Genomic DNA, 22,194 nt, shown 5'->3' with positions numbered 1-22,194 from the left:
GTGACAGGTCAAACGATGGCTGAGCAAGGCAATGACAAAGCCGCCGGAGGGGAAACCTCCCGGCGGCTTTACTATTTCAACGCAGGCTTTCTGCGCCAGAAGCGCGTGCGCCGGATTGTTGAGCTGGCCGGGTATGAGCTGTGCCTTGGCAAGCCCGGCAGCGAGGACCGCGTCGCCGTTTGGGGGCATTCGCCCTATGCCGGGCGGGGCGAGGCGGTGGCCGAGGCCACCGGCGCAGGGATTGTGCGGATTGAGGATGCGTTCCTACGCTCGCTCAGACCGGGGCGTGCGGGTGAGCCGCCGCTGGGGTTGCAGATCGACCAGACCGGGGTGCATTTTGACGCCGCAAACCCCTCAGACCTTGAGACGCTTTTGGCCACGCATCCGCTGGATGACACCGCTTTGTTGAACCGGGCGCGGGGCGGGATCGCGCGGATGCAGGACGCGCATCTGAGCAAGTATTTCGGACATGACCCCGAAGGAGAAGCGCCCAAGCCGGGCTATGTTCTGGTCATAGATCAGACCGAGGGCGATGCCAGCGTGGCGCATGGGCGGGCGGACAAGAACAGCTTTCTTGAGGCCCTGTATTGGGCGCAGGAGGAGAACCCCGGCGCGAAGATCCTGATCCGATCGCACCCCGAAACAACACAAGGCTTTCGCGGTGGCTATTTCGACGAGAGCCACGCCAAGGGGCGGGTCAAATTTCATGACACTCCGATCTCTCCCTGGGTGCTGCTTGAGGGGGCGGTGGCGGTCTATACCGTGTCTTCGCAGATGGGGTTTGAGGCGATATTGGCGGGGCATAAGCCGGTGGTGTTCGGGCAGCCGTTTTACGCCGGTTGGGGGTTGAGCGATGATCGCAACCCGCATCCCCTGCCCCAGCGCGGGCGCGCTCTGACGCGGGCACAGCTTTTTGCGGCGGCGATGATTTTGCACCCGACGTGGTATGATCCCTATCGTGACCGGCTGGCCAGTTTTGAAGAGGCGTTGGATGCGGCGGAGGCCTTGGCGCGGGGCTGGCGCGAGGATCATCGCGGCTGGATCGGGGAAGAGATCAGGCTGTGGAAACGCGCCCCCTTCCAGAAGGTGTTTGGCGCCCATAAGCGCATGATTTTTGGCACGGAGCAGCGCGATGCCGAGGGGCGGCGGCGCATGGTCTGGGCCAGCAAGGCCGCGCCGGAGCGCGAGGGGATCATCCGGGTCGAGGACGGTTTTTTACGCTCGCGCGGGTTGGGGGCGGAATTGGTGCCGCCGTTATCGCTCGTCTGTGACGATCTGGGGATTTATTACGACCCGACGCGGCAAAGCCGGTTGGAGCGGCTGATCGCCAAGCGCGCAGAGTTGCGCCCGGATCAGGATGTGCGGGTGGAACAATTGATCCGCGCGGTGCGAGAGTTGGGCGTTACCAAATACAATCTGGGCGGGGACGCGCCCGCGCTGCCCGCGGGGCGGCGCATATTGGTGCCGGGACAGGTTGAGGATGATGCCTCGGTCCTGACGGGGGGCGGCAAGATTGCGGGCAATCGCGCCCTTCTGGAGGCGGCGCGGGCGCACAACCCCGATGCCGTGATCATTTACAAACCCCACCCGGATGTTGAAGCCGGATTGCGCGACGGCAAGATCGACGCCGGTGATCTGGCGGATATGGTGGTGAGCGCGGCGGACCCTGTTGCCCTACTGGATCAGGTGGAGGAGGTGTGGACGATGACCTCGCTGCTTGGGTTTGAGGCGCTGTTGCGGGGCGTGAAAGTGACCTGTACCGGCGCGCCGTTCTATGCCGGTTGGGGGCTGACACGTGATCTGGGAGATGTTCCGGCGCGGCGGCGTGGGCAGGTTTCATTACACGGGTTGGTGCATGCGGCGTTGATTGATTATCCACGCTATTTTGACCCGGTGAGCGGGCAGCCCTGCCCCGTGGAAGTGGCTGTCGAGCGGCTTGCCAGTGGGGAGATCCCGCATCCGGGGGCGCTCAATCGGCTGGTCTCAAAGCTACAGGGGGTGTTTGCCGGATTTGCGCCGATGTGGCGGCGGTAACCGCAGGATTAGCGACAGGTGTGACGGCGGGGTAAAACGCGGGCGTTAGGGTGTTTATCCCTCGGTCTTTGCGCGGGTCCAGCGGTGGAGCACGTCGGGGCCGATGGCCTGTGTTTCCAACAGCTTGAAGCGCGGTGCTTCGGTCAGGTCGGCAAGGCCAAGCGCGCCGATGGCGGGCAGACCTTCGGCACCAATAGCGAGACCGGCGGTGAAGCCGACAAGCTCATCCACCAGATCGGCAGCGAGAAGCGAGGCAGCCATGCCGCCGCCGCCTTCGCAGAACACGCGGGTCAGACCGGCATCGGCCAGAGCGCCAAGCACCGACGTGAGGTCAAGTTGCCCCCCCGCAAGCCGCGCCGGAAGCAGCCGCGCGCCGACCCCCTCCCATGCTTTGTGCAGCGCCGGATCGGCGTCAGGACCATGCACCAGCCACAGCGGTATGTCGCGGGCGGTGCGGGCAAGGCGGCTCATCAATGGCAAATCAAGGCGGCGCGATGCGACGATGCGCACGGGCTGTTGCGCCATGCCCAATTCACGCACGGTCAGCGAAGGATCGTCGGCGCGTGCCGTGCCGCCGCCGACCATCACCGCATCATGGCGCGCGCGCATCGCATGGACAGCGCGACGGGCTTCAGGCCCGGTGATCCATTGGCTTTGCCCCGTGGCCGTTGCGATACGGCCATCAAAGCTGGTCGCGAGTTTGAGGGTCACGAAGGGGCGGTTATGAGCGCTGCGCAGGAAGAACCCGGCGTGATCGCGCGCCGCTTCTTCGGCCAGCAAACCGGTGGACACCGTGACCCCGGCATCGCGCAGCATGGCGAAGCCCTGCCCGGAGACGCGCGGGTCGTTGTCCTTGAGCGGGGCGACAAGACGCGCAATGCCGGCATCGATCAACGTCTGGGCGCAGGGCGGCGTGTGCCCTTGGTGGGCGCAGGGTTCAAGCGAGACATAGGCCGTTGCGCCACGTGCCGCCGCGCCCGCCTGATCCAACGCCCTAGGTTCGGCATGAGGGCGCCCGCCCGGCGCGGTGACACCGCGCCCGACAATGCGGCCATCCTTGACGATAACACAGCCAACCGAGGGGTTGGGCCATGTGCGGCCCATCCCACGCCGCCCCAGCGATAACGCAAGGGCGAGGAAGCGTTTATCGGCGTCGCTCACGCGGTCTGGCTCACTCTTCCGGTTGGACGTCTGGGCGCAGCTCGCTGACGAATTTGTCGAAATCATCAGCCGCCTGGAAATTCTTGTAAACGCTGGCAAACCGCACGTAAGCGACGGTGTCGATCCGCGCCAGAGATTCCATCACGATCTCACCGATCGCTTTGGAATGAATGTCGGTTTCACCCATGCTTTCAAGACGGCGCACTATCCCCGAGATCATCTGGTCGATGCGCTCTGGGTCGATCGGCCGTTTCTGCATCGAAATGCGGATCGAGCGTTCCAGCTTGTCACGATCGAAATCTTCACGTTTGCCGTTGCTCTTGATCACGATGAGGTCGCGCAGTTGCACACGCTCATAGGTGGTAAAACGCCCGCCGCAGGCCGGGCAAAACCGCCGCCTACGAATGGAAACATGATCCTCGGCGGGCCGGGAATCTTTCACTTGTGTATCTACATTTCCGCAAAACGGGCAGCGCATGGCCTATCCCCTATTCTTGTTCTCTGCCTCAACACTGGGGTCTTGCGCCCCAGTTATCCACACGCACTATAGGGCAGCCTCTAGGGTTTGGGTAGAGGGCAAAGAGACCCCCAAGATGAAGGACAGGGGGAATGTTGCAAAACTGTTGTCATTGCGCGGCGGGGCGGGTCATTCGCCGCCTGCACGCCAGCTTTGGCTCGGCCGATCCCACGTCAGCCCGGCGGCGCGTTTGGCGTCAGAGATCGTCTCGTTCCATGGGAAAACAACCGATTTCTGATCGCATGACAGGTTGGCAAGGCTGGTCTCTCCGCGCAGCACCTCGACACCAGCGGACAGATTGGGACCATCCCCATCGTCCGCGGCCATACGCAGGATCGAGCCGTAGACGGCGTAGGTCACATCGTTATTGGCAAAGCGGACCTCCTCCCAAATGGAGCTGCCGACGCCATTCCACGGGCGATAGTCGAGGCGATCTAGCGGGGTGGACAGGGTGAGCTCTGGCGCGCCCTTGGGGCCGAAGCGATAGGTTGCGGTATTGCCCATGACACAGACGGAGAGGGTTTTGCCCGATTTCTCGAGAGTGCAGGACAGGAATGTCTGCGCCTCGGAGGCACATTGGGACTGGGCAGAGGTTGCGGCAGACGTGGCGAGAATGGCGGCAAGAACGGTGGCGCGACCAAGGAAAATCTGTTTCATATCAATCCTTTGAAAAATGCGCTGCGACGTGGCGATGATGCGGCGCGTTGCGGTGTTCGAAAAGGTAGATCCCCTGCCATGTGCCCAGAACAGCCCGCCCGTTTTGCACCGGGATAGACAGCGAGACCGGCATCATGGCCGCCTTGATATGGGCGGGCATGTCGTCGGGGCCTTCGTAAGTGTGGGTGAGATAAGCCATCGAAGCGTCGGACGTAGGCGGCACAAGACGGTGGAAAAAGGCGCGCAGGTCGGTTTGCACCTCAGGGTCGGCGTTTTCCTGTATCAGCAGGGAGCAGGAGGTGTGACGCACAAAAAGCGTCAGCAGCCCGTCGCCCTGCCCTGTTAGCCAGTCGGTGACGTGGGGGGTAAATTCATAAAGCCCCTGCCCGCGTGTGGGGATGGTAAATTCGCTCTGCATAGGAGGCAGAATGGGCCAGTGCGCGGCAGGCTTCAAGCCTTACCAATTGGAGGGGCGACGTTCGCTCAGGTCTTCCCAATTGTCAGCGCAGAACCCTTCGGCGTGACCAGTGGTCAGGCTGAACCCGGCGGCTTTGAGAAGGACCGAATAGTTGCCATTGTCACCGAGGCGCGGACCGTTTGCCAAGGCGGCACTGGGCGCAGTGGTGAAGATCACGCTGGTGCGGCCCGGCGCGGTTTTGCTGGGGCCGAGGGGGCCGGCGATGAAGATGCGGCGGTTGGTGCCGCTACGCTCGACCCGGCGGGCATAGTCACCGGCGGCGCACCAGAATTGACGCGGGCCAGAACCGACGCCCGAGACCACCTCGAACCCACCGGGCGCGGGCACGACGGTGAGACCGTTGCTCGCCGTATAGGCGCTGGCCGGGGCGGCAAGCGTTGCGGCGAAGATCGCTGTCAGAATTGGGCGCGTGGGGTGCATGGGGTGGCTCCTTCTCCTTTGGCGGCAGTATGCCGCCGGTGGGCTGAGAGAGGCAAATCACGATTGGCGGAGGTCAATTTTCCGAAGCTAAGTCTTGTTAAAGTAACCGAGCAACCGCCATTTCAGGTGTAAGAGCAAGAAGACCAAGTTGAGAAAGCGCCGCACCGTCGGGAGGAAAATCTTTTGTGTTTGAGGTAATGAAATAATCTCGCTCCTCAGCCACATGACAATAGGCAGAATGAACATCACACCAAGCATTTCTATACTTAGCAAACTCACTACTTTGAAACTCGTCATCAGTGGGTGCGCGGTCTTTTACAACTACCCACTCCTCTACGAAGTTCTTTTGTCTTGGCGCTATGACATCCCAAAGGCTATTTGAAAGGTTTTCGTATGTCTCTTCGTCGCACCAATAACTATGCCCGATGAACGTTAAGCCAATGACACCAGGCGCGGGTATAATCGGAAAATCAGACAAGCCCAAACGGGCAAGTCGCTTTTCAAATATGAGATAGCTACCCGGAAATCCCTTCGTACCGCGCATGTTCTCGGAAGCCGAGGTTGCAAGTAGACCGACTTCAATCCCCCCAGAATGATGAGCGTCAATCAATAACTGGATTGAATCGAAATTAGCGTCGCCATTTTCAATAGAAAGTATGCAATTCCAGTCAAAAGTTACCAGGTTACCCACCCTACTGATCCAGGAAACTCCGCAACTTCCGGCTCCGCGACGGGTGCTTCAACTTGCGCAGCGCCTTGGCTTCGATCTGACGGATACGTTCGCGGGTCACGGAGAACTGCTGGCCGACCTCTTCGAGGGTGTGGTCGGTGTTCATGCCGATGCCGAAGCGCATGCGCAGCACGCGTTCCTCACGCGGGGTGAGCGAGGCGAGCACGCGGGTGGTGGTCTCCTTGAGGTTTTCCTGAATGGCGGAATCCAGCGGCAAGACGGCGTTCTTGTCCTCGATGAAATCGCCAAGCTGTGAATCTTCCTCGTCGCCGATGGGGGTTTCCAGCGAGATCGGCTCCTTGGCGATTTTCATCACCTTGCGGACCTTTTCGAGCGGCATTTGCAGCTTCTCGGCCAGTTCCTCGGGCGTTGGTTCGCGGCCGATTTCGTGGAGCATCTGGCGGCCCGTGCGGACCAGCTTGTTGATCGTTTCGATCATGTGGACCGGGATACGGATGGTGCGGGCCTGATCGGCGATCGAGCGGGTAATCGCCTGACGGATCCACCATGTCGCATAGGTCGAGAATTTATAGCCGCGACGGTATTCGAATTTATCCACGGCCTTCATCAGGCCGATGTTGCCTTCTTGAATAAGATCAAGGAATTGCAACCCGCGGTTGGTGTATTTCTTGGCAATCGAAATGACGAGGCGGAGGTTCGCTTCGACCATCTCTTTCTTGGCCTGACGGGCTTCTTTTTCGCCCTTCTGAACCTGATTTACGATGCGGCGGAATTCAGGGATATCAAGGCCGACATATTGCCCGACCTGCGCCATGTCGGCGCGCAGTTCTTCGACTTTGTCAGCGGAGCGTTCAAAGAACATCTGCCAGCCGCGACCGGCCTTTTGGCCCATTTCTTCGAGCCAATTGGGGTCAAGTTCACGGCCGCGATAGGCGTCGATGAATTCGCGGCGGTTGATCCGCGCCTGATCGGCGAGTTTTACGAAGGCGCTGTCGATCTGCATGATGCGGCGGTTGATGCCGTAGAGCTGATCAATCAGGGCTTCGATCCGGTTGTTGTGCAGGTGCAACCCGTTGACCAGTTCAACGATCTCGGCGCGCAGTTTTTGATAGGTTTTCTCTTCCTTGTCGGAAAAGCTGTCGTCTTCATTCAGGGTCGCGGAAATCCGGCTGTCCTGCATCTCGGCGAGCATGGTGTAGTCGTCGGCAATGCGGTCGAGCGTTTCGAGCACGCGGGGCTTGAGGGCCGTTTCCATCGCGGCGAGCGACATGTTGGCCTGTTCGTCCTCGTCATCGTCGTCGTCTTCCTTGGCGATCGGGTTGCCGTCGGCGTCAAGCTCGGGCTGATCGTCTTCCTTCTTGGGGGCGGAGGTGACGTTCGCGGCTTCAACCACGGGAGTGTTGTCGTCTTCTTCGTCGTCATCAAGTTGACCCGAAAAGGTGGTTTCAAGGTCGATCACATCGCGCAGAAGAATGTCTTCGGAGAGCAATTCGTCACGCCAGATGGTGATCGCCTGAAAGGTCAGCGGGCTTTCGCAAAGCCCTGCGATCATTGTATTTCTGCCGGCTTCGATCCGCTTGGCGATGGCGATTTCGCCCTCGCGGGAGAGCAATTCGACAGAGCCCATTTCGCGCAGATACATGCGCACCGGATCATCGGTGCGGTCAAGCTTCTCGGCGGTGCCGGAGCCAAGCGTCAGCTCGCCCTTTTGGCCAGCGGTAACAAGCTCGGTGTTTTTCTGCTCTTCTTCCTCGGCCTCTTCATCTTCGATGATGTTGATGCCCATTTCGGAGAGCATCGACATCACGTCTTCGATTTGTTCCGAGGAGACCTGCTCAGGGGGGAGCACCTGGTTTAGCTGATCGTAAGTGATGTAGCCCTTCTCGCGGGCCTCGGCGATCATCTTTTTGACCGCTGCCTGGCTCATGTCGAGGGATGTTTCCTGCTCGGCGTCGTCGGGCTTGCGATCTTCGGTGTCCTTGGCGGCCATAGAATGCTCCTGCTCAGTCCTGTTCCGGGCAGCTGATTCGCCAGCTGCACACGGCGGGTGATTCGCAATATAACGAATCATGGGGGTGTGAAAGTGATTCGGCCACCCGTTAACCCTGATTTCTTTGCCTCTGCGGCGTTAATATCAGCCTAACCCGGCGGTTTGGGATGGCCGATCTTGCTCAGAAGCTGTTCAAAGGCGTCACGTTCTTCGCGATTGATTCGCGCGCCGTTGGCACCGGTGTCGTATTGCGTCTTGTCGTCCTGACCGCCGTGTTCCGCCGCATTGCGGGCTTCGGCGGCCTGCCCCAGACGCCATGTCAGCGTCTCATCCGCGACCTGTCCGATATCGCTTTCGGCCTCCATGACTTCGGCGCGGCGGGCGCGGCGGGCTTTGAGTTTGGCGATTTCTTCGCGCAGCGTTTGCGTGGCGATTTCGGTATCGTCGGGCTTGTTCAGCGCCGAGACCACCCTGAGATGCGGTTGCGAAAGCAGTTTTTCAATATCTGACGGGTCAATATCGGGGGAAAAACTTGCCAACTCCTCTTCGCTGCGTTCGGCGGCGGCCTGAATTAGCACGTCGCGGATGCGGGCGAGCGTCGCATCGGGCGTGTCGAGGGCGTAGAGATCGGACTCAAACATATGCAAAAGGCCGGGATGCGCCATGAGCACGGCGAGGATGACCGAGATGCGCAGGTGGTCGAGTTGATCTTCATCAGCGGCAGACAGCAGCGACCGCACGCTCTGTCCGGCGAGGGCAGAATGGCGCGTGGAGGTTTCGACTTGCGGCGTCTGGCCGGGTTTCTGACCGGGCTTCCACGGCTTCCATGTGGAGGGGCGGCGCGGATTGAAAAGCTGCCAGCGTAGATCCTTGATGGCTTGGCCGTAATGCTGGCGCACCGAGGGGTCCTGGATCAGTTTTATCTTTTCGCGCAAGGCTTTATCCAACGCGGCCTTACGCTCGGGGCTGTCATAGACACGGCCTTCGGTCTCGCGCTGCCAGAGCAGCGTGACCATCGGTTGGGCGGTGTCGAGCAGGGTTTGAATGGCCCCTGCCCCTTCGGCGCGGATCACATCGTCGGGGTCTTTGCCTTCGGGCATAAGAGCGAAGCGCAGGGATTTGCCGGCCTCTAACAAGGGTAGCGCGATGTCGATCACCCGCATAGCGGCGCGCAGGCCGGCGGTGTCGCCGTCAAGGGCGATGATCGGCTCGTCTGTGATGCGCCAGAGGTGGGCGATTTGATGTTCGGTCACAGCGGTGCCGAGGGGGGCGACAGTGGCGCCAAAACCGGCCTCGGACAGGGCGATCACGTCCATGTAGCCTTCGGCGACGATGAGCGGCTGGCCCATGCCTGCGGCCTCGCGGGCGGGGGCGTGGTTATAAAGCGTGCGGGATTTGTCAAAGAGCAGAGTTTCGGGCGAATTCAAATACTTGGCATTGTCGTTCGGGTCCATCGCCCGGCCACCGAATGCAATGCAGCGCCCGCGCGGATCACGGATCGGAAACATGATGCGGTTGCGGAAGGTGTCATAGGGGCGCGACCCCTCGCGGGTGGAGGGTTTGGCAAGGCCGCAGTCGAGGATCATCTGATCCTCAACCCCTTTGTTTTTCAAGTGATCCCAGAGGTTTTGCCAGCCGTCCGGGGCGAAGCCGATCTCGAATTTCTCAAGCGTTTCAGGCTTGAGACCGCGCCCGTCGATATAGTCGCGTGCGGGGGCCGCGGCGGCGGTTTTGAGTTGCAGGCGAAAGTAATGGACGGCTTGCTCCATTACGTCGACCAGCTCGGTCCGGCGGTCGGCTTTTTCCTGTGCTTTGGGGTCGCGGGCGGGCATCGGCAATCCGGCCTCTCCGGCGAGGATTTCGATGGCCTCCATGAAGCTGACATTCTCGGTTTCGCGCACGAAAGAGATGGCGTCCCCCTTGGCGTGGCAGCCAAAGCAATAGTAATAGCCCTTGCGGTCATCCACATGAAAAGACGCGGTTTTTTCGTGGTGAAAGGGGCATGGCGCCCACATGTCACCCTTGCCCTGATTGGACTTGCGCGTGTCCCACATGACCTTGCGTCCGACCACATCGACAAGCGAGGTGCGGGTGCGCAGTTCGTCAAGGAATCCGGGGGCAGCGACATGTTGGGTAGTATGGGGTCGGGCGCGCGGTTCTACAAGGTCAGCTAGAGAAGCGTTCACGGTTTGAAGGCCGAGCATTGTTCGCGGAATGCTTTGGGAATGTCGGCTTTGAGGTCTTTGCGATTGAGCGTGTAGACATAGCCGACAAGGATCGGGACCGAGGGGGCGAGCGACTCGTCTGCGGTTTCAAGCAGGGCGGCTTTGGTCTTGGCTTCGGACTTTCTTTTGCTACGCATTTCAACGGCTTGAGCGACAAGTTCGCTTTGGGCTGTGCACCGTTTTTCGCGTTGTCTTTTGGTTTCGGCCAGCGCGGGTGTGGCGATAGCGAGGATCAGGGCGGCGGCGATGAGAGGGCGCATTGTCGGTCTCCGGTCGGTCGTTGATAGCAGGTCAGAGTTTGCGCTTGTTTAGCCTGCCTTGCACGGGGTTTCACCTTGAATCTTCGTGAGCGGGTTAACCGCGCCGCGATGCAGCAACGCGGAGGGGGTGATGTCCGGCTGACAGTCGGCTGACATCCGTGCACCGCCGCAACGCAGAAAATCTTAACCGAAAATTAAGTTAACGACGCGAACGGTGGTGTCGTTTTCTGTCGCAGAAAACGACCAAAAATCCGTCGCGGATTTTTGGTGGCGACGGTAGCAACGGGCGGTGGAAAATTCCGCGTCGGAATTTTGGCCGATTTCTGTGTCAGAAATCGGTTCGCGCGGCGACGAAGCCCATTGCGCGTTCAACATCATGCAACAGAGTTTTCGCCATTGAGCGGAACACCATCACCTCGAACCGTGACGCGCCGACGCGCAGGATAAGGCCGCTCATATGCGCGATCTCGGTGCGGGCTGCGTGGCCGGTTTTGAACGCACCATCCCTCACGTCGAGCGGGGTGAGCCGTGCCAACACGTCGCGCACGCCTTCGCCCGAGAGCGCAACACACGTCCACGCGTCCGATTGATCCGTCATCGCCGCGCCCGAAATCGCCGCAAGCGACGGGCCCAGCACCAATGCCTGCCCCATGCCGGACCAGACCACGCGGTTGCCAGCCTTGCCCGTGGTGCGACCGGGTTTTGGAAATGCCGCGCCGATTTGCGATTTAAGCGCGTCGGACACGCCCCCCTCCTGCCCTGCGAAAGGCGCGAGAGAGGTGATCGCCTGATGGGTCACTTCGGCCAGTGTCACGCCCCCTATGGTGCGCGGTTCCATGCCGTCGAGAGGTGTTTTCGCTGTCAGCTCACCCACGTGCGCGCCCTCCGTCCTTGTCAAAGAAAACCGGGTCACAGACCTCGCAGGTTGTTTCAATCCCGCGCAGGTGATCGACGAGGCGGATATTCTCGCCAATCCTTTCGGGGCCGTTTTTAAGGAAGGCCAGCCCGATGTAGTGACCCAGCGTCGGCGAATAGGCGACCGAGGTCACATAGCCTTGATCATTCTCGCGAATGGCCTCGTCCGTGGCATTAAAGAGATGCGCGCCAGCGGTAAGTTGTTTGACCGCGCCAACCGGTTTCAGCCCGACAAGACGCTCGCGGGTCGGCTCGCACAGGCCGGGGCGTTCGGAGGCGGTTTTGCCGATGCAGTCTTTCTTTTGGCTGACCATCGCTTGCAAGCCGGCGTCATAGGCGGTGACGGTGCCATTGATTTCGGCATGGGTGAGGAAGCCTTTTTCGATGCGCAGCACATTGAGCGCCTCCATCCCGTAGGCGCCGCCACCCAGCGCCTCGGCACGGGATCTGAGAGACCGGAACAGGCTTTCGCCATAGCGGGCCGGCACGGCGATTTCATAGGCGTGTTCACCGGAAAAGGAGATCCGAAAGAGCCGCGCGGCGATCCCTTCGCTCCCTTTGCTCCCGCGCAGAGTTACCGCGCCGCAGCCCATGAAGGGGAAGCTGTCGTTATCGACGGGCTTATCCAGCAGTTGGTTGATAAGCGCGCGCGATTGCGGCCCGGCGACGGCGAATTGCGCCCATTGTTCGGTGACCGACATGATCTGCACATCAAGATCGGGGCACAGCCCTTGGCGAATGAACTCCAGATGGCGCATCACCTCGCCCGCGGCGGCGGTTGTGGTCGTCATCAGGTAGTGGTGTTCGCCAAGCCGTGCGGTGGTGCCGTCATCCATCACAAAGCCATCCTCGCGCAGCATCAACCCATAGCGCGTGCGCCCCGGTTTGAGGGTCGAGAAGGTGCCGGTATAGGCAAGGTCGAGAAGTGCCGCCGCATCCGGCCCTTGAATGTCGATTTTGCCCAAGGTCGAGACATCGCAGATGCCGACGCTGTTGCGGACGTAGCCAACCTCGCGGTCACAAGATTGCCGCCATGTGGTTTCGCCGGGGGCGGGGAAATAGGACGGGCGATACCACAGGCCCGCTTCGATCATCGGCGTGCCGCTGGCAACGCTGGCCGCATGCGACGTGGTGAAGCGTTCGGGGGCGAAGCCTTTGCCCGAGGCACCGGCGGCCATCGCGCCCATGGTGGTGGGCACAAACGGCGGGCGATAGGTCGTGGTGCCGGTGCCGGGGATCGAGCGGCCCGTGGCATCGGCCAAGATCGCCAGCGCATTCACGTTGGAGTTCTTGCCCTGATCGGGCGCCATCCCTTGGGTTGTGTAGCGTTTCATATGCTCGACAGAGGCGAAGTTTTCCTGTGCTGCGAGCTTCACGTCCTTGACCGTCACATCGTTCTGGAAGTCGAGCCACGCGCGCCCCTTGCCGGGCACAGACCAGAGCGGGGCGATGTCATATGTGCCATCCTCGGCCCGCGGCAAGGGGGTATTGGCGGGTTTGAGGCCAAGAGCCGCGAGCGCGGCGCGTGCTGCACCCTGCCCCTCGGCCAGCGCGGCGGCGGTTGAGAATGCGCCGTTGGCGGCACCTGCTGCGGTCAGGCCGGGGACCATATCGGGCACGGGCACGAAGGCCGCAATCGCGTCGTTCCATTCGGGCCGCCCGTTCATATGGCAGGTCAGGTGCAGCGAGGGGTTCCAGCCGCCCGACACGCCAAGGCAATCGGTTTGCACCTTTTCGATGCCCGTAAGAGTGGCGATCGAGATCGCTTCGACGCCTTTGCGCCCTTCGGTGGCGCAGACATGGCCGCGATAGAACGGCACATCCAGAGTGGTGCTGGCATTGGGGCGACTGTCGATCAGGGCGGCGACATGGACCCCGGCGGCGATAAGGCTTTGGGCGGTGTCATGGGCGCTGTCGTTGTTGCCAAAGACGGTGACGGCGCGACCGGGGCTGACGCCGTAGCGGTTGACATAGCTGCGCAAGGCCGAGGCCATCATGATGCCGGGGCGGTCGTTATTTTGAAACGCAACCGGGCGTTCAAGCGCGCCGCTGGCAAGGATCGCGCGGGTGGCGGCGATGCGCCAGAAGGTTTCGCGCGGGGCTTTGCCGGGTGCGGCGAGATGCATGGCGCTGCGCTCGATCGCTGAAAAAGTGCCGTGATCATAAGCGCCAGTGATCGTGCAGCGTGGCATCAGGCGGACGTTGGGCAGGCTGGCCAGTTCCTCTGCGACACCAGCGGCCCATGCGGCGGCGGGCTGGCCATCAATTTCGGTAACGTCGGAATTGAGGCGACCGCCCAGAACCGCGTCTTCGTCAGCCAGCAGCACATCGGCCCCGGCGCGCGCAGCCTCTAGCGCGGCCATGAGGCCGGTTGGCCCCGCGCCGATCACCAAGAGATCGCAATGGATAAAGCCACGATCATAGGTATCAGCCCCCGGATCGCGAGAGAGCGCCCCAAGTCCGGCGGCGCGGCGGATGGCGGGTTCATAGAGCTTTTCCCAAAAGGAGCGCGGCCACATGAACGTCTTGTAATAAAAGCCCGCGCCAAAGAAGGGCGCGGCGAGGTCATTGAGCGCCATCACGTCGAAATTGACCGAGGGCCAGCAGTTTTGCGAACGTGCCGAGAGGCCGTCATATAGCTCGAGCGTGGTGGCGCGCAGGTTTGGCTCCTGCCCGGCGCCGCGTCCGAGGGTGACCAGCGCGTTGGGCTCTTCGGAGCCAGCGGTCATGATGCCGCGCGGGCGGTGGTATTTGAAGCTGCGCGCGACGACGCGGATGTCGTTGGCAATCAGGGCAGAGGCAAGCGTGTCGCCCTGAAAGCCATGATAGCTGTGGCCATCATAGGTGAAGCGGAGGGACTTGCTGCGGTCGATCTGGCCGCCGGAGGGGAGCCTCATGACGCGACCTCCTTAACTGAGCGGGCGAGCTCAACGGCGGTGATTTCATGGGTTGAGACATTGCGGGTGACAACCAGCCACGCCGCGCAGCCGCTCTCGTGATACCAGAGTTCGCGGGTTTCACCGGCGGGATTGTCGCGGATGTGCAGGTAGTCGTTCCATGCCTCGAGCGGCGCGTCGGGTGCGGGGCGGTCAAGCGCGAGGGCGGCGCCCTTGTAGGTGAATTCGCGGCGGTCACGGGCGCCACAAAGGGGGCAGTCAATGCGCATGAGAGCCTCGTTGCAATTGGGCGGGTAGCGGAATTTTTGGAAAATTCCGGTTCGAATTCTTTGGAAGAATTCGACTGTCGGAAAATGTGACATTTTCCGATCCGTTTTCTTTCAAAGAAAACGGCTTCGGTGCGAGGGGGCGGGATGTTGTCAGCATTTGGTGAGGCGTCCCCCGGCGAGCATTTTGCGGCGCGCATCGGCCAGGATGATCTGAATTTCGCCACCAGCATCGATAAAGCGCCGCGTGCCTTTGCCTTTGCGACAGAAGTTCGCGCCCATTTTGGTGATGAACTCACGTTGCAACAGGGCCGGGTTTTTGCGGCCAGCGGCGATCAGAACCGGGTCTGTCAGCGTCATATCGAACATCACGATATCGCCATGCTGGCGCACTTTGCGCAGGGTGACGCCACGAGAGATCGGGCGGCCTTCGCCGCGTTTGGCGCGGGAAACGACGATATTGATGGTGCGTTGCAATTGCGCCGAGGAGGCTTTGGGCCCTGCCTGCGCCTTGTCGGGCGTGGTTGACGCCACAAGGGCAAGAGCGCAGACAACCATCAACGCGCGGCGAAACATCGAAAAGCGGACCATATAAAACGTCTCCTAATGTAAATTATGTTGGCTGCCGGTGCCTTCTTCGTCCAGCAACCCGCGCCCGGTTTCAAACCGGTCAAGGCGGAAGCGTTCGGCATAGGGGTGCGGCCGGTTGGTGGCCATCAGATGCGCCATGCACCAGCCAGAGGCCGGCACCGCCTTGAACCCGCCGTAACACCAGCCGCAATTGAGAAACAAACCCTCGACATGGGTATGGTCAATGATCGGCGAGCCATCGGGCGACATATCCATGATCCCCCCCAAGAGCGCAGCATCTTGGCCTTGGCGATCATCGGCATCAGGGTCACGCCCGCTTCGACCACATGTTCCGCCGTGGGCAGGTTGCCGCGTTGCGCGTAGGAGGCGTAAAAATCGAGGTCGCCGCCAAACACCAGCCCGCCCTTGTCGGATTGCGAGATATAAAAGTGCCCCATGCCAAAGGTCACCACGTGATCAACGCAAGGTTTCAGCCCTTCGCTGACGAATGCTTGCAGCACATGGCTTTCGATCGGCAAGCGCATGCCCGCCATAGCCGCCACCTGTCCCGAGCGTCCGGCGGTGACCATACCGACACGTTTGGCCTTGATCGCTCCGCGCGTGGTTTGCACGCCCGTCACCTGACCGTTTTCGATGTCGATGCCGGTGACTTCGCAGTTCTGGATCAGATCAACGCCGCGTTTATCGGCGCCGCGGGCATAGCCCCAAGCCACCGCATCATGGCGCGCGGTGCCGCCGCGCCGATGATACAAGCCGCCGTAGATCGGGAAGCGTTCTTGTTCGTAATTGAGGTAGGGCAGGATTTTGCGCACCTCTTCGCGCGAGAGCAATTCGGCATCGTCGCCTTGGTTGACCATCGCATTGCCGCGCCGCACATAGGCGTCGCGCTGACCATCGGAGTGGAACAGGTTGATCATGCCACGCTGTGAATGCATGGCGTTATAGTTGAGGTCTTCTTCCATCCCCTCCCAGAGTTTGAGGGAGTGGGAGTAAAATTCGGAATTGCCGGGCAGGTAATAATTGGCGCGCACGATGGTGGTGTTGCGCCCGACATTGCCGCCGCCGAGGTAGCCCTTTTCCAGCACCGCGACATTGGTAAAGCCGTGGTTCTTGGCCAGATAATAGGCCGTCGACAGCCCATGCCCGCCGCCGCCGATGATGATCGCGTCATATTCGGCTTTTGGTTCGGGGTTGCGCCAATGTGGTGTCCAGCCTTTGTTGCCGGTCAGCCCTTCGGTCAGAATTTTCAGCGCGGAGAAGCGCATGGATGCCCCCAAGAATTGTCTCGCTCGCAGTCAAGCAAAGTCAGACCAGAGTAGCAATGGGGGGAGCGTCAGAAACCCGTGATCCCGACGCGGAATTGTTCGTGGGCGACCGGATGTGCCCATCTGCTGCGCCCGGGTCCGGTGCCGAGGGGTGGTTGGCCGGGCGAGTGTGGCTTGGGATTGTGCCCGCTTTGCGGGACAAAGGGGGCTCAAAGCACTCAGAAATGATGACGCATCGCCGTGAGAGTTGAGCCTTCATCTGACGCTACGGGAAGGTCCGTTCCCGAAACGAAGCTTATCCTTGGCGCACTTCTTGGTATTACCCCCGGAATATCGCCTTCGAGGAAGCTGCGCTTCTCCTCAGGCTGAACACCGATCGACAGAGATCCCGCAATGACATCCGAACGCAGATGCCCCCAAAAGTGTTTAGGGCCAGATAGGGCGCCGAACGCTTTAAAGTCATTTATAAGTTCGATTAGTTCGTCGTCGGAAAGGTAAACACGCAGACTGATAAGATCTTCATTTACATAAATTAAGGATTGAAAATCAGGCAGGTTGCTCTCATCCAAGCTCTTTCCCAAGAATAGATACTGTTCTTTTAGCTCGTCACGAGCCGCCTTTTCGCCACCAGCACTAAGGTCTATCGAAAGTTTTAAGGACTTCAGCTTCAGAACCTCATCGACCTCGAAATCAGGGTAAGGGCCGGTCATATCCGGTAAGAATTCATGCCAAGCAGCATCCAAAGACAAACCGCCTTTGCCCCACGCGAACCCGCTACCCCAAAACGTCCACATCTGATCATTAAACCTTTGTGTAATTACCTATAGCACAAACGTGTTTCAGCCGTCCTGATCAAGCATTCATAAATCACCATCTAGAAAGTAGTCAAAAGCCTTTCTTCTAACTGAGCGCTAACTTGATTTATTGGCCCAGCTACCGGAGAAGCGTTAGTTATCCACTTCAAAACCAAACCAGTGTTGCCTGTCCTACGCTTGCGGACCTCGGCTCCTCGCGCAGCATCAGTGATTATGGCCTCGAACCCGGCATTGCCCGCGATTGCGCCCCCGGAAACACACACCCACCTGAGGTGGTTCGTTACCAGAGGCGCGGGTCGTTTTTGCCCTTACAGCCCCTTGGCGCGATAGCTGGCGGCGACGCGGTCGATTGAGACGAGGTAGGCGGCCATGCGCAGATCCTCGACATCGTCGCGGGTGTGCCAGACCTCGCGCATCGACTGATAGGCCGTGCGCATCGTGTCATCGAGACCGGAGCGCACCAGTTCAAGCTCATCCGCGCCCTTGAGATATTTCGCCTTAAAGTCGGGGGTCATCGACCATGCCTCACCCAAGTAGCGGTCGAGCCGTTCCAGTTCGTCGACGACAAGCTGGTGGCGGGCTTCTTCCTGTCGGCGCTGCATCCGGCCAAAGCGGATATGGCTGAGGTTCTTGACCCATTCGAAATAGGACACGGTCACACCGCCGGCATTGGCATACATGTCGGGGATGATGACGCAGCCTTTCTTGCGCAGGATGTCATCGGCACCCGCAGTGATCGGGCCGTTGGCGGCTTCGATAATCAGCGGGGCCTTGATCCGGTCGGCGTTTGCAAGGGTGATGACCCCTTCCAGCGCGGCGGGAATGAGGATGTCGCAGTCTTCCTCGAGCACGGCTTTGCCGTCCGCGACATGGGTGGCATCGGGGAAGTCGGCCACGCCGCCGTGTTTGACCAGCCAGGCATGAACCGCGCCGACATCAAGCCCATCGGGGTTAAACAGCGCCCCGTCACGTTCGATGATGCCCGTGATACGGCAGCCGTCTTCCTCCTGCAGGAACTTGGCCGCATGGAACCCCACATTGCCCAAGCCCTGCACGATCACGCGTTTGCCATCAAGCTTGCCCGTGAGGTTGGCTTTCTTGACGTCTTCGGGGTGGCGGAAAAACTCGCGCAGAGCGTATTGCACCCCCTGCCCGTCGCCTCGACCCGGCCAGAGATACCGCCGGCGTTGAGCGGTTTGCCGGTCACACAGGCGCGCGCGTTGATGTCGGTGGTGTTCATCCGCGCGTATTGGTCTGCGATCCACGCCATTTCACGCTCGCCCGTGCCCATATCGGGGGCGGGCACGTTTTGCGACGGGTTGATCAGGTCACGCTTGGCCAGTTCATAGGCAAAGCGGCGGGTGATCAGTTCAAGCTCGTGTTCGTCCCACGCCCGCGGGTCGATGCAAAGCCCGCCCTTGGACCCACCGAAGGGCGTTTCCACCAGCGCGCATTTATAGGTCATCAGCGCGGCGAGCGCCTCGACCTCGTCCTGATTGACGGCCATGGAGTAGCGAATGCCGCCTTTGACCGGCTCCATATGTTCGGAGTGAACCGAGCGATAGCCGGTGAAGGTTTCCAACTGTCCCCGCAGACGCACACCAAACCGCACGGTATAGGTGGCGTTACAGACCCGGATTTTCTGTTCGAGTCCCGGCGGTAGATCCATGATGGCAACCGCCCGGTTGAACATCAAATCAACGCTCTCACGAAAACTCGGTTCCTTGATATTGGCCATGTAAGCACCTCCTCGCGCAATTCAGGTCCGGGCGCGACTCGCCCCTCTCCCGGTACAAAGTGTCGCAGTTTGTCTCAGAATGGCAAACTCTGGTTTCAATTTTGCAAATGCGGCTCTTGGACGGGTGATATTGGGCCCATCCCATTTGAGGCAGATTGAAGGCGGTTTTGGCGAAATAAGGCAGATGTGCCACACGCGATTCTCGGCAAATTGTAACCGAATTGGAAACATAAACTCCCACTGCCCCATATTAGGCGGCAAAGCGGCAACAAATATCTGATTTTACACAGTTTTTCGCCCAATTTTCGCCACTTTTGAGATGGAAAAGAAACGCCGGGGATTTGTAATGGGTGTGGGCCCAAGGCCAGGGACGGCCGAAGGTAAAGGTGAGATGATGACGAGTCACTCGATGCTAGGGACTGCCCGTAGGTTGGCCGATGCACGCTGCGGTGCATTGGGTCAGCGGCTGGGCCGTCAAGCGGGCGAATTTCGCGATGATGAAAGCGGCGTGATGATCGCTTTCACGATCTTTTTCTTCCTTATCATTCTGATCATGGCCGGGATCGGCGTTGATCTGATGCATTTCGAGATGAAGCGCACCCAGCTTCAGAACACGATGGACCGTGCCGTTCTGGCGGCGGCCGATTTGCAGCAACCGCTCGACCCGGTCGACGTGGTTCAGGATTACATCGACAAAGCCGGTCTGGATGCGACGCTGACCGCCGCGCCGACCGTGAACAGCGGGCTGAACTTCAAGGATGTTCTGGCCAGTGCCGAGTTGAACGTGCCGACGCAGTTCATTCACATGCTGGGGATCGACCATCTGACCGCACCTGCCGCTGCCGCCGCGCGCGAAGCGATTGAGGGCATCGAGGTGGTGATGGTTCTGGATGTGTCCGGCTCGATGGGGTGGAACAACAAGCTGGTCAATCTCAAACCGGCGGCGCGCGAGTTTGTGACGACGGTTCTTGGGCTGGCGCAGACCGGCGATGTGACCGTGTCGATCGTGCCCTACAACACGCAGGTGAATGCCGGGGCGGCGTTGCTGTCAAATTACAACGCCAGCACCGAACACAGCTATTCCAATTGCGTCAACTTTGCTGCGGCGGATTTCAACAGTGCCGCGTTGAGCCCCACTGCTCCGCTGGAACGTGCCGCGCATTTTGACCGTTCGAACAATTCAGAGCGCGCATGGCCGCCGGTTGGTCCGGCGTCAGCAGGCGGCTTGCAGACGCCCAACTGTGCCACTGCGCCGTTCTCGGAAATCATGGTGATGAGCAACAACGCGACGCAGTTGCACAACAAGATCAATTCGTTTCAGGCCGGGGGCAACACCTCGATTGATGTGGCGATGAAATGGGCGACCGCATTGGTAGATCCGGGCACGCGCCCGGTGATCACAAACATGATCGGCAACGGCGATGTTTCGGCTCTGAATGCCGGGCGCCCCGTGGCCTATACCGAGCCGGGTATTTTGAAGGTGATCGTGGTGATGACCGATGGCGAGAACACCTCGCAGTGGCGGTTGCGCGATGATCTGCACGCGGGCGACTCGGATGTGTATTACAACCCCGCTGCCGACCGGTATTCGATCCGTATCGGCACCAGCCCGAACGAGTATTTCTGGCCCCATAACGGGTCGTGGAACGATCATGCCTTTGGCGATGGTCCGTCAGAGACAGGCTCGGCGCAGCGTCTGACCTATCCTGAGTTGTTTGCGTTCAACACATTGAGACGCAACCGCGATTCCAATTTCCGGCCCGCCTATGTCAGCCTTTATGGCAGTGCAGGCAACAGCATGGTGAACAACGAATGGTACAATGATATCGTTCAATACGTTCCCGCCAGCACCAAAGACACGCGGCTTCAGGCGATTTGCAGCCAGGCCAAGGCGAATGAGGTGATGATCTATTCCATCGGCTTTGAAGCAACGACAAACGGTCAGAACCAGATGCGCGCCTGTGCCAGCACGCCGAGCCATTTCTTTGACGTGAACGGGGTGGATATTTCCAGCGCGTTTCAGGCGATTGCCGCCTCTATCGCACAATTGAGGTTGACCCAATGATCGGTCTTATCAAAAGCCCCCGCGCGGCCCTGCGCCGGTTTATACGGGGTGAAAAGGGCACAGCGACGGTCGAATTCGCCATCATGTTCCCGTTCTATATCACGCTGTTCTTGTCCTCGGTCGAGTTGGGCATGATCCATTTCCGTCACTCCATGCTGGAGCGCGGGCTGGACATGGCGGTGCGCGACATTCGGCTTGGCACCGGCTCGAACCCGAGCCATGACGACATCAAGGACGCGATTTGCACCTTTGCCGGGGTTTTGCCGGAGTGCAGTGATAACCTGCGGCTTGAGATGATCTTGGTTGATCCGCGCAATTACAATGCTCCGTCGAGCACGGCTGATTGCATTGACCATTCTGAAGAGTCGAACCCGATGCAGGGATTTGTGCATGGCGGGTCGAACCAGATGATGCTGTTGCGGGCGTGTTATGTGTTTTCGCCGGTGATCCCGACGTCGGGGCTTGGGTATCAATTGCCCAAGGACGGGGCGGGTAATGTTGCAATGACGGCCTCTTCGGCCTTTGTTCAGGAGCCACGCGGATGATGAATATGATGAAGACCAGCCCGCTGGCTCGGCGGATCGCCGGGTTTCGCGACGACACACGTGGCACGGTGACGGTTGAGGCGCTGGTGATGTTGCCGCTGCTGCTCTGGGCGTTTTGCGCGTTGTTCACGTTTTTTGACGCCTACCGGCAGACCTCGATCAGCCACAAGGCGGCCTATACGCTATCGGATATGTTGTCGCGTGAGACCACACCGGTGACCAACGACTATCTGGACTCGGCGCAGGAAATGCTGGGCTTTCTGACGCGCTCGGACACCGAACGCCGGATGCGGGTTTCGGTGGTGCGTTTTGATCTCGACCAGAACGAGCATTTCATTGAGTGGTCGGAGACGCGCGCGCAATCGGGGCGTTGGACAACGCAACGGTTGGTGGCTGGGAGGCGCGGCTGCCGGTGATGGTGGACGAAGAGCGCATCATCCTTGTCGAGACATGGACCGATTATAATGCGCCGTTCAACGTCGGCTTGAATGGCCAGACGATCAGCACCTTTGTTTTCACGCGGCCAAGGTTTGCTCCACAGCTTTTGTTTGATGGCGCGGCCTAAGGCGCAGGCAAGCCGATGTGAGTGCGATCAATAACGAAATGGGAAGGTGCCCGGTCGGAAACGACTGGGCATTTTTCATGGGCGTTTTTCACGGGCGTT

At 60.1% G+C, this 22,194-nt stretch carries 19 protein-coding genes and 2 pseudogenes; 5 read left to right on the top strand and 16 right to left on the bottom strand.

The features are described from left to right. The first annotated feature begins 15 nt into the window (after window positions 1-15). Window positions 16-2,034 carry a capsular polysaccharide biosynthesis protein gene (locus tag N4R57_06300; protein UYV38656.1) on the top strand — a complete coding sequence of 673 codons (2,019 nt, stop codon included), beginning with the start codon at window positions 16-18 and terminating at the stop codon, window positions 2,032-2,034. Window positions 2,035-2,088: 54 nt separating this feature from the next. Here the strand turns inward: N4R57_06300 and ribD are convergent, their stop codons facing one another. From ribD to N4R57_06220, 16 genes and pseudogenes are all read right to left on the bottom strand, one after another. Then, window positions 2,089-3,195: a bifunctional diaminohydroxyphosphoribosylaminopyrimidine deaminase/5-amino-6-(5-phosphoribosylamino)uracil reductase RibD gene (gene ribD / locus N4R57_06295; protein UYV38655.1), complete on the bottom strand. Its 1,107-nt coding sequence runs from the start codon at window positions 3,193-3,195 to the stop codon at window positions 2,089-2,091. A 10-nt stretch (window positions 3,196-3,205) separates the two neighbouring features. Continuing rightward, the gene (gene nrdR / locus N4R57_06290) at window positions 3,206-3,673 is read right to left on the bottom strand and encodes a transcriptional regulator NrdR (GenBank protein UYV38654.1); all 468 of its coding nucleotides are present in this window, start codon (window positions 3,671-3,673) and stop codon (window positions 3,206-3,208) included. Window positions 3,674-3,841: 168 nt separating this feature from the next. Next, on the bottom strand, window positions 3,842-4,369 hold the full coding sequence (locus N4R57_06285; GenBank protein UYV38653.1) for a hypothetical protein: 528 nt from the start codon (window positions 4,367-4,369) through the stop codon (window positions 3,842-3,844). A 1-nt stretch (window position 4,370) separates the two neighbouring features. Then, window positions 4,371-4,787 (bottom strand): secondary thiamine-phosphate synthase enzyme YjbQ, encoded by a 417-nt coding sequence (locus N4R57_06280; GenBank protein UYV38652.1) that lies wholly within the window; start codon window positions 4,785-4,787, stop codon window positions 4,371-4,373. Between the two features lie 39 nt (window positions 4,788-4,826). After that, a complete protein-coding gene (locus N4R57_06275) occupies window positions 4,827-5,267 on the bottom strand; it encodes a hypothetical protein (protein UYV38651.1) in 441 nt (146 codons plus the stop codon). 97 nt (window positions 5,268-5,364) lie between these two features. Continuing rightward, entirely contained in the window at window positions 5,365-5,958 is a 594-nt protein-coding gene (locus N4R57_06270) for a hypothetical protein (protein UYV38650.1), read from the bottom strand. A 1-nt stretch (window position 5,959) separates the two neighbouring features. After that, a complete protein-coding gene (gene rpoD, locus N4R57_06265; protein ID UYV38649.1) occupies window positions 5,960-7,948 on the bottom strand; it encodes an RNA polymerase sigma factor RpoD in 1,989 nt (662 codons plus the stop codon). Between the two features lie 149 nt (window positions 7,949-8,097). Continuing rightward, window positions 8,098-10,047 carry a DNA primase gene (gene dnaG / locus N4R57_06260; GenBank protein ID UYV39521.1) on the bottom strand — a complete coding sequence of 650 codons (1,950 nt, stop codon included), beginning with the start codon at window positions 10,045-10,047 and terminating at the stop codon, window positions 8,098-8,100. An 83-nt stretch (window positions 10,048-10,130) separates the two neighbouring features. Further along, window positions 10,131-10,433 (bottom strand): hypothetical protein, encoded by a 303-nt coding sequence (locus N4R57_06255; GenBank protein UYV38648.1) that lies wholly within the window; start codon window positions 10,431-10,433, stop codon window positions 10,131-10,133. Between the two features lie 328 nt (window positions 10,434-10,761). After that, a complete protein-coding gene (locus tag N4R57_06250) occupies window positions 10,762-11,307 on the bottom strand; it encodes a sarcosine oxidase subunit gamma (protein ID UYV38647.1) in 546 nt (181 codons plus the stop codon). Next, on the bottom strand, window positions 11,300-14,245 hold the full coding sequence (locus N4R57_06245; GenBank protein UYV38646.1) for a sarcosine oxidase subunit alpha family protein: 2,946 nt from the start codon (window positions 14,243-14,245) through the stop codon (window positions 11,300-11,302). The genes N4R57_06250 and N4R57_06245 overlap by 8 nt, the downstream gene beginning before the upstream one ends. Continuing rightward, entirely contained in the window at window positions 14,242-14,514 is a 273-nt protein-coding gene (locus N4R57_06240; GenBank protein UYV38645.1) for a sarcosine oxidase subunit delta, read from the bottom strand. The genes N4R57_06245 and N4R57_06240 overlap by 4 nt, the downstream gene beginning before the upstream one ends. A gap of 150 nt (window positions 14,515-14,664) precedes the next feature. Continuing rightward, on the bottom strand, window positions 14,665-15,102 hold the full coding sequence (locus N4R57_06235; GenBank protein UYV38644.1) for a hypothetical protein: 438 nt from the start codon (window positions 15,100-15,102) through the stop codon (window positions 14,665-14,667). 12 nt (window positions 15,103-15,114) lie between these two features. Next, window positions 15,115-16,367 (bottom strand): annotated as a pseudogene (locus tag N4R57_06230) (sarcosine oxidase subunit beta family protein). Window positions 16,368-16,585: 218 nt separating this feature from the next. Beyond that, window positions 16,586-17,110, bottom strand: coding sequence for a hypothetical protein (locus N4R57_06225; GenBank protein ID UYV38643.1), 525 nt, complete (start codon window positions 17,108-17,110; stop codon window positions 16,586-16,588). Between the two features lie 380 nt (window positions 17,111-17,490). After that, window positions 17,491-18,920 (bottom strand): annotated as a pseudogene (locus N4R57_06220) (Glu/Leu/Phe/Val dehydrogenase). Between the two features lie 391 nt (window positions 18,921-19,311). Between N4R57_06220 and N4R57_06215 the strand changes: the two are divergent. From N4R57_06215 to N4R57_06200, 4 genes are read left to right on the top strand one after another with little or no spacing between them, the layout of a single operon-like run. Beyond that, window positions 19,312-20,985: a pilus assembly protein TadG-related protein gene (locus N4R57_06215; GenBank protein UYV38642.1), complete on the top strand. Its 1,674-nt coding sequence runs from the start codon at window positions 19,312-19,314 to the stop codon at window positions 20,983-20,985. Further along, entirely contained in the window at window positions 20,982-21,530 is a 549-nt protein-coding gene (locus N4R57_06210) for a pilus assembly protein (protein UYV38641.1), read from the top strand. Before N4R57_06215 ends, N4R57_06210 begins: the two co-directional genes overlap by 4 nt. After that, the gene (locus N4R57_06205) at window positions 21,527-21,946 is read left to right on the top strand and encodes a hypothetical protein (GenBank protein ID UYV38640.1); all 420 of its coding nucleotides are present in this window, start codon (window positions 21,527-21,529) and stop codon (window positions 21,944-21,946) included. Before N4R57_06210 ends, N4R57_06205 begins: the two co-directional genes overlap by 4 nt. Continuing rightward, window positions 21,943-22,095, top strand: a complete 153-nt coding sequence (locus tag N4R57_06200; protein UYV38639.1) for a hypothetical protein — start codon at window positions 21,943-21,945, stop codon at window positions 22,093-22,095. The genes N4R57_06205 and N4R57_06200 overlap by 4 nt, the downstream gene beginning before the upstream one ends. Window positions 22,096-22,194 lie beyond the last annotated feature (99 nt).

The organism is Rhodobacteraceae bacterium D3-12 (genome assembly GCA_025916135.1).
Lineage (GTDB): Bacteria > Pseudomonadota > Alphaproteobacteria > Rhodobacterales > Rhodobacteraceae > JAKGBX01.
This window is presented reverse-complemented; position numbering and strand designations above follow the sequence as displayed.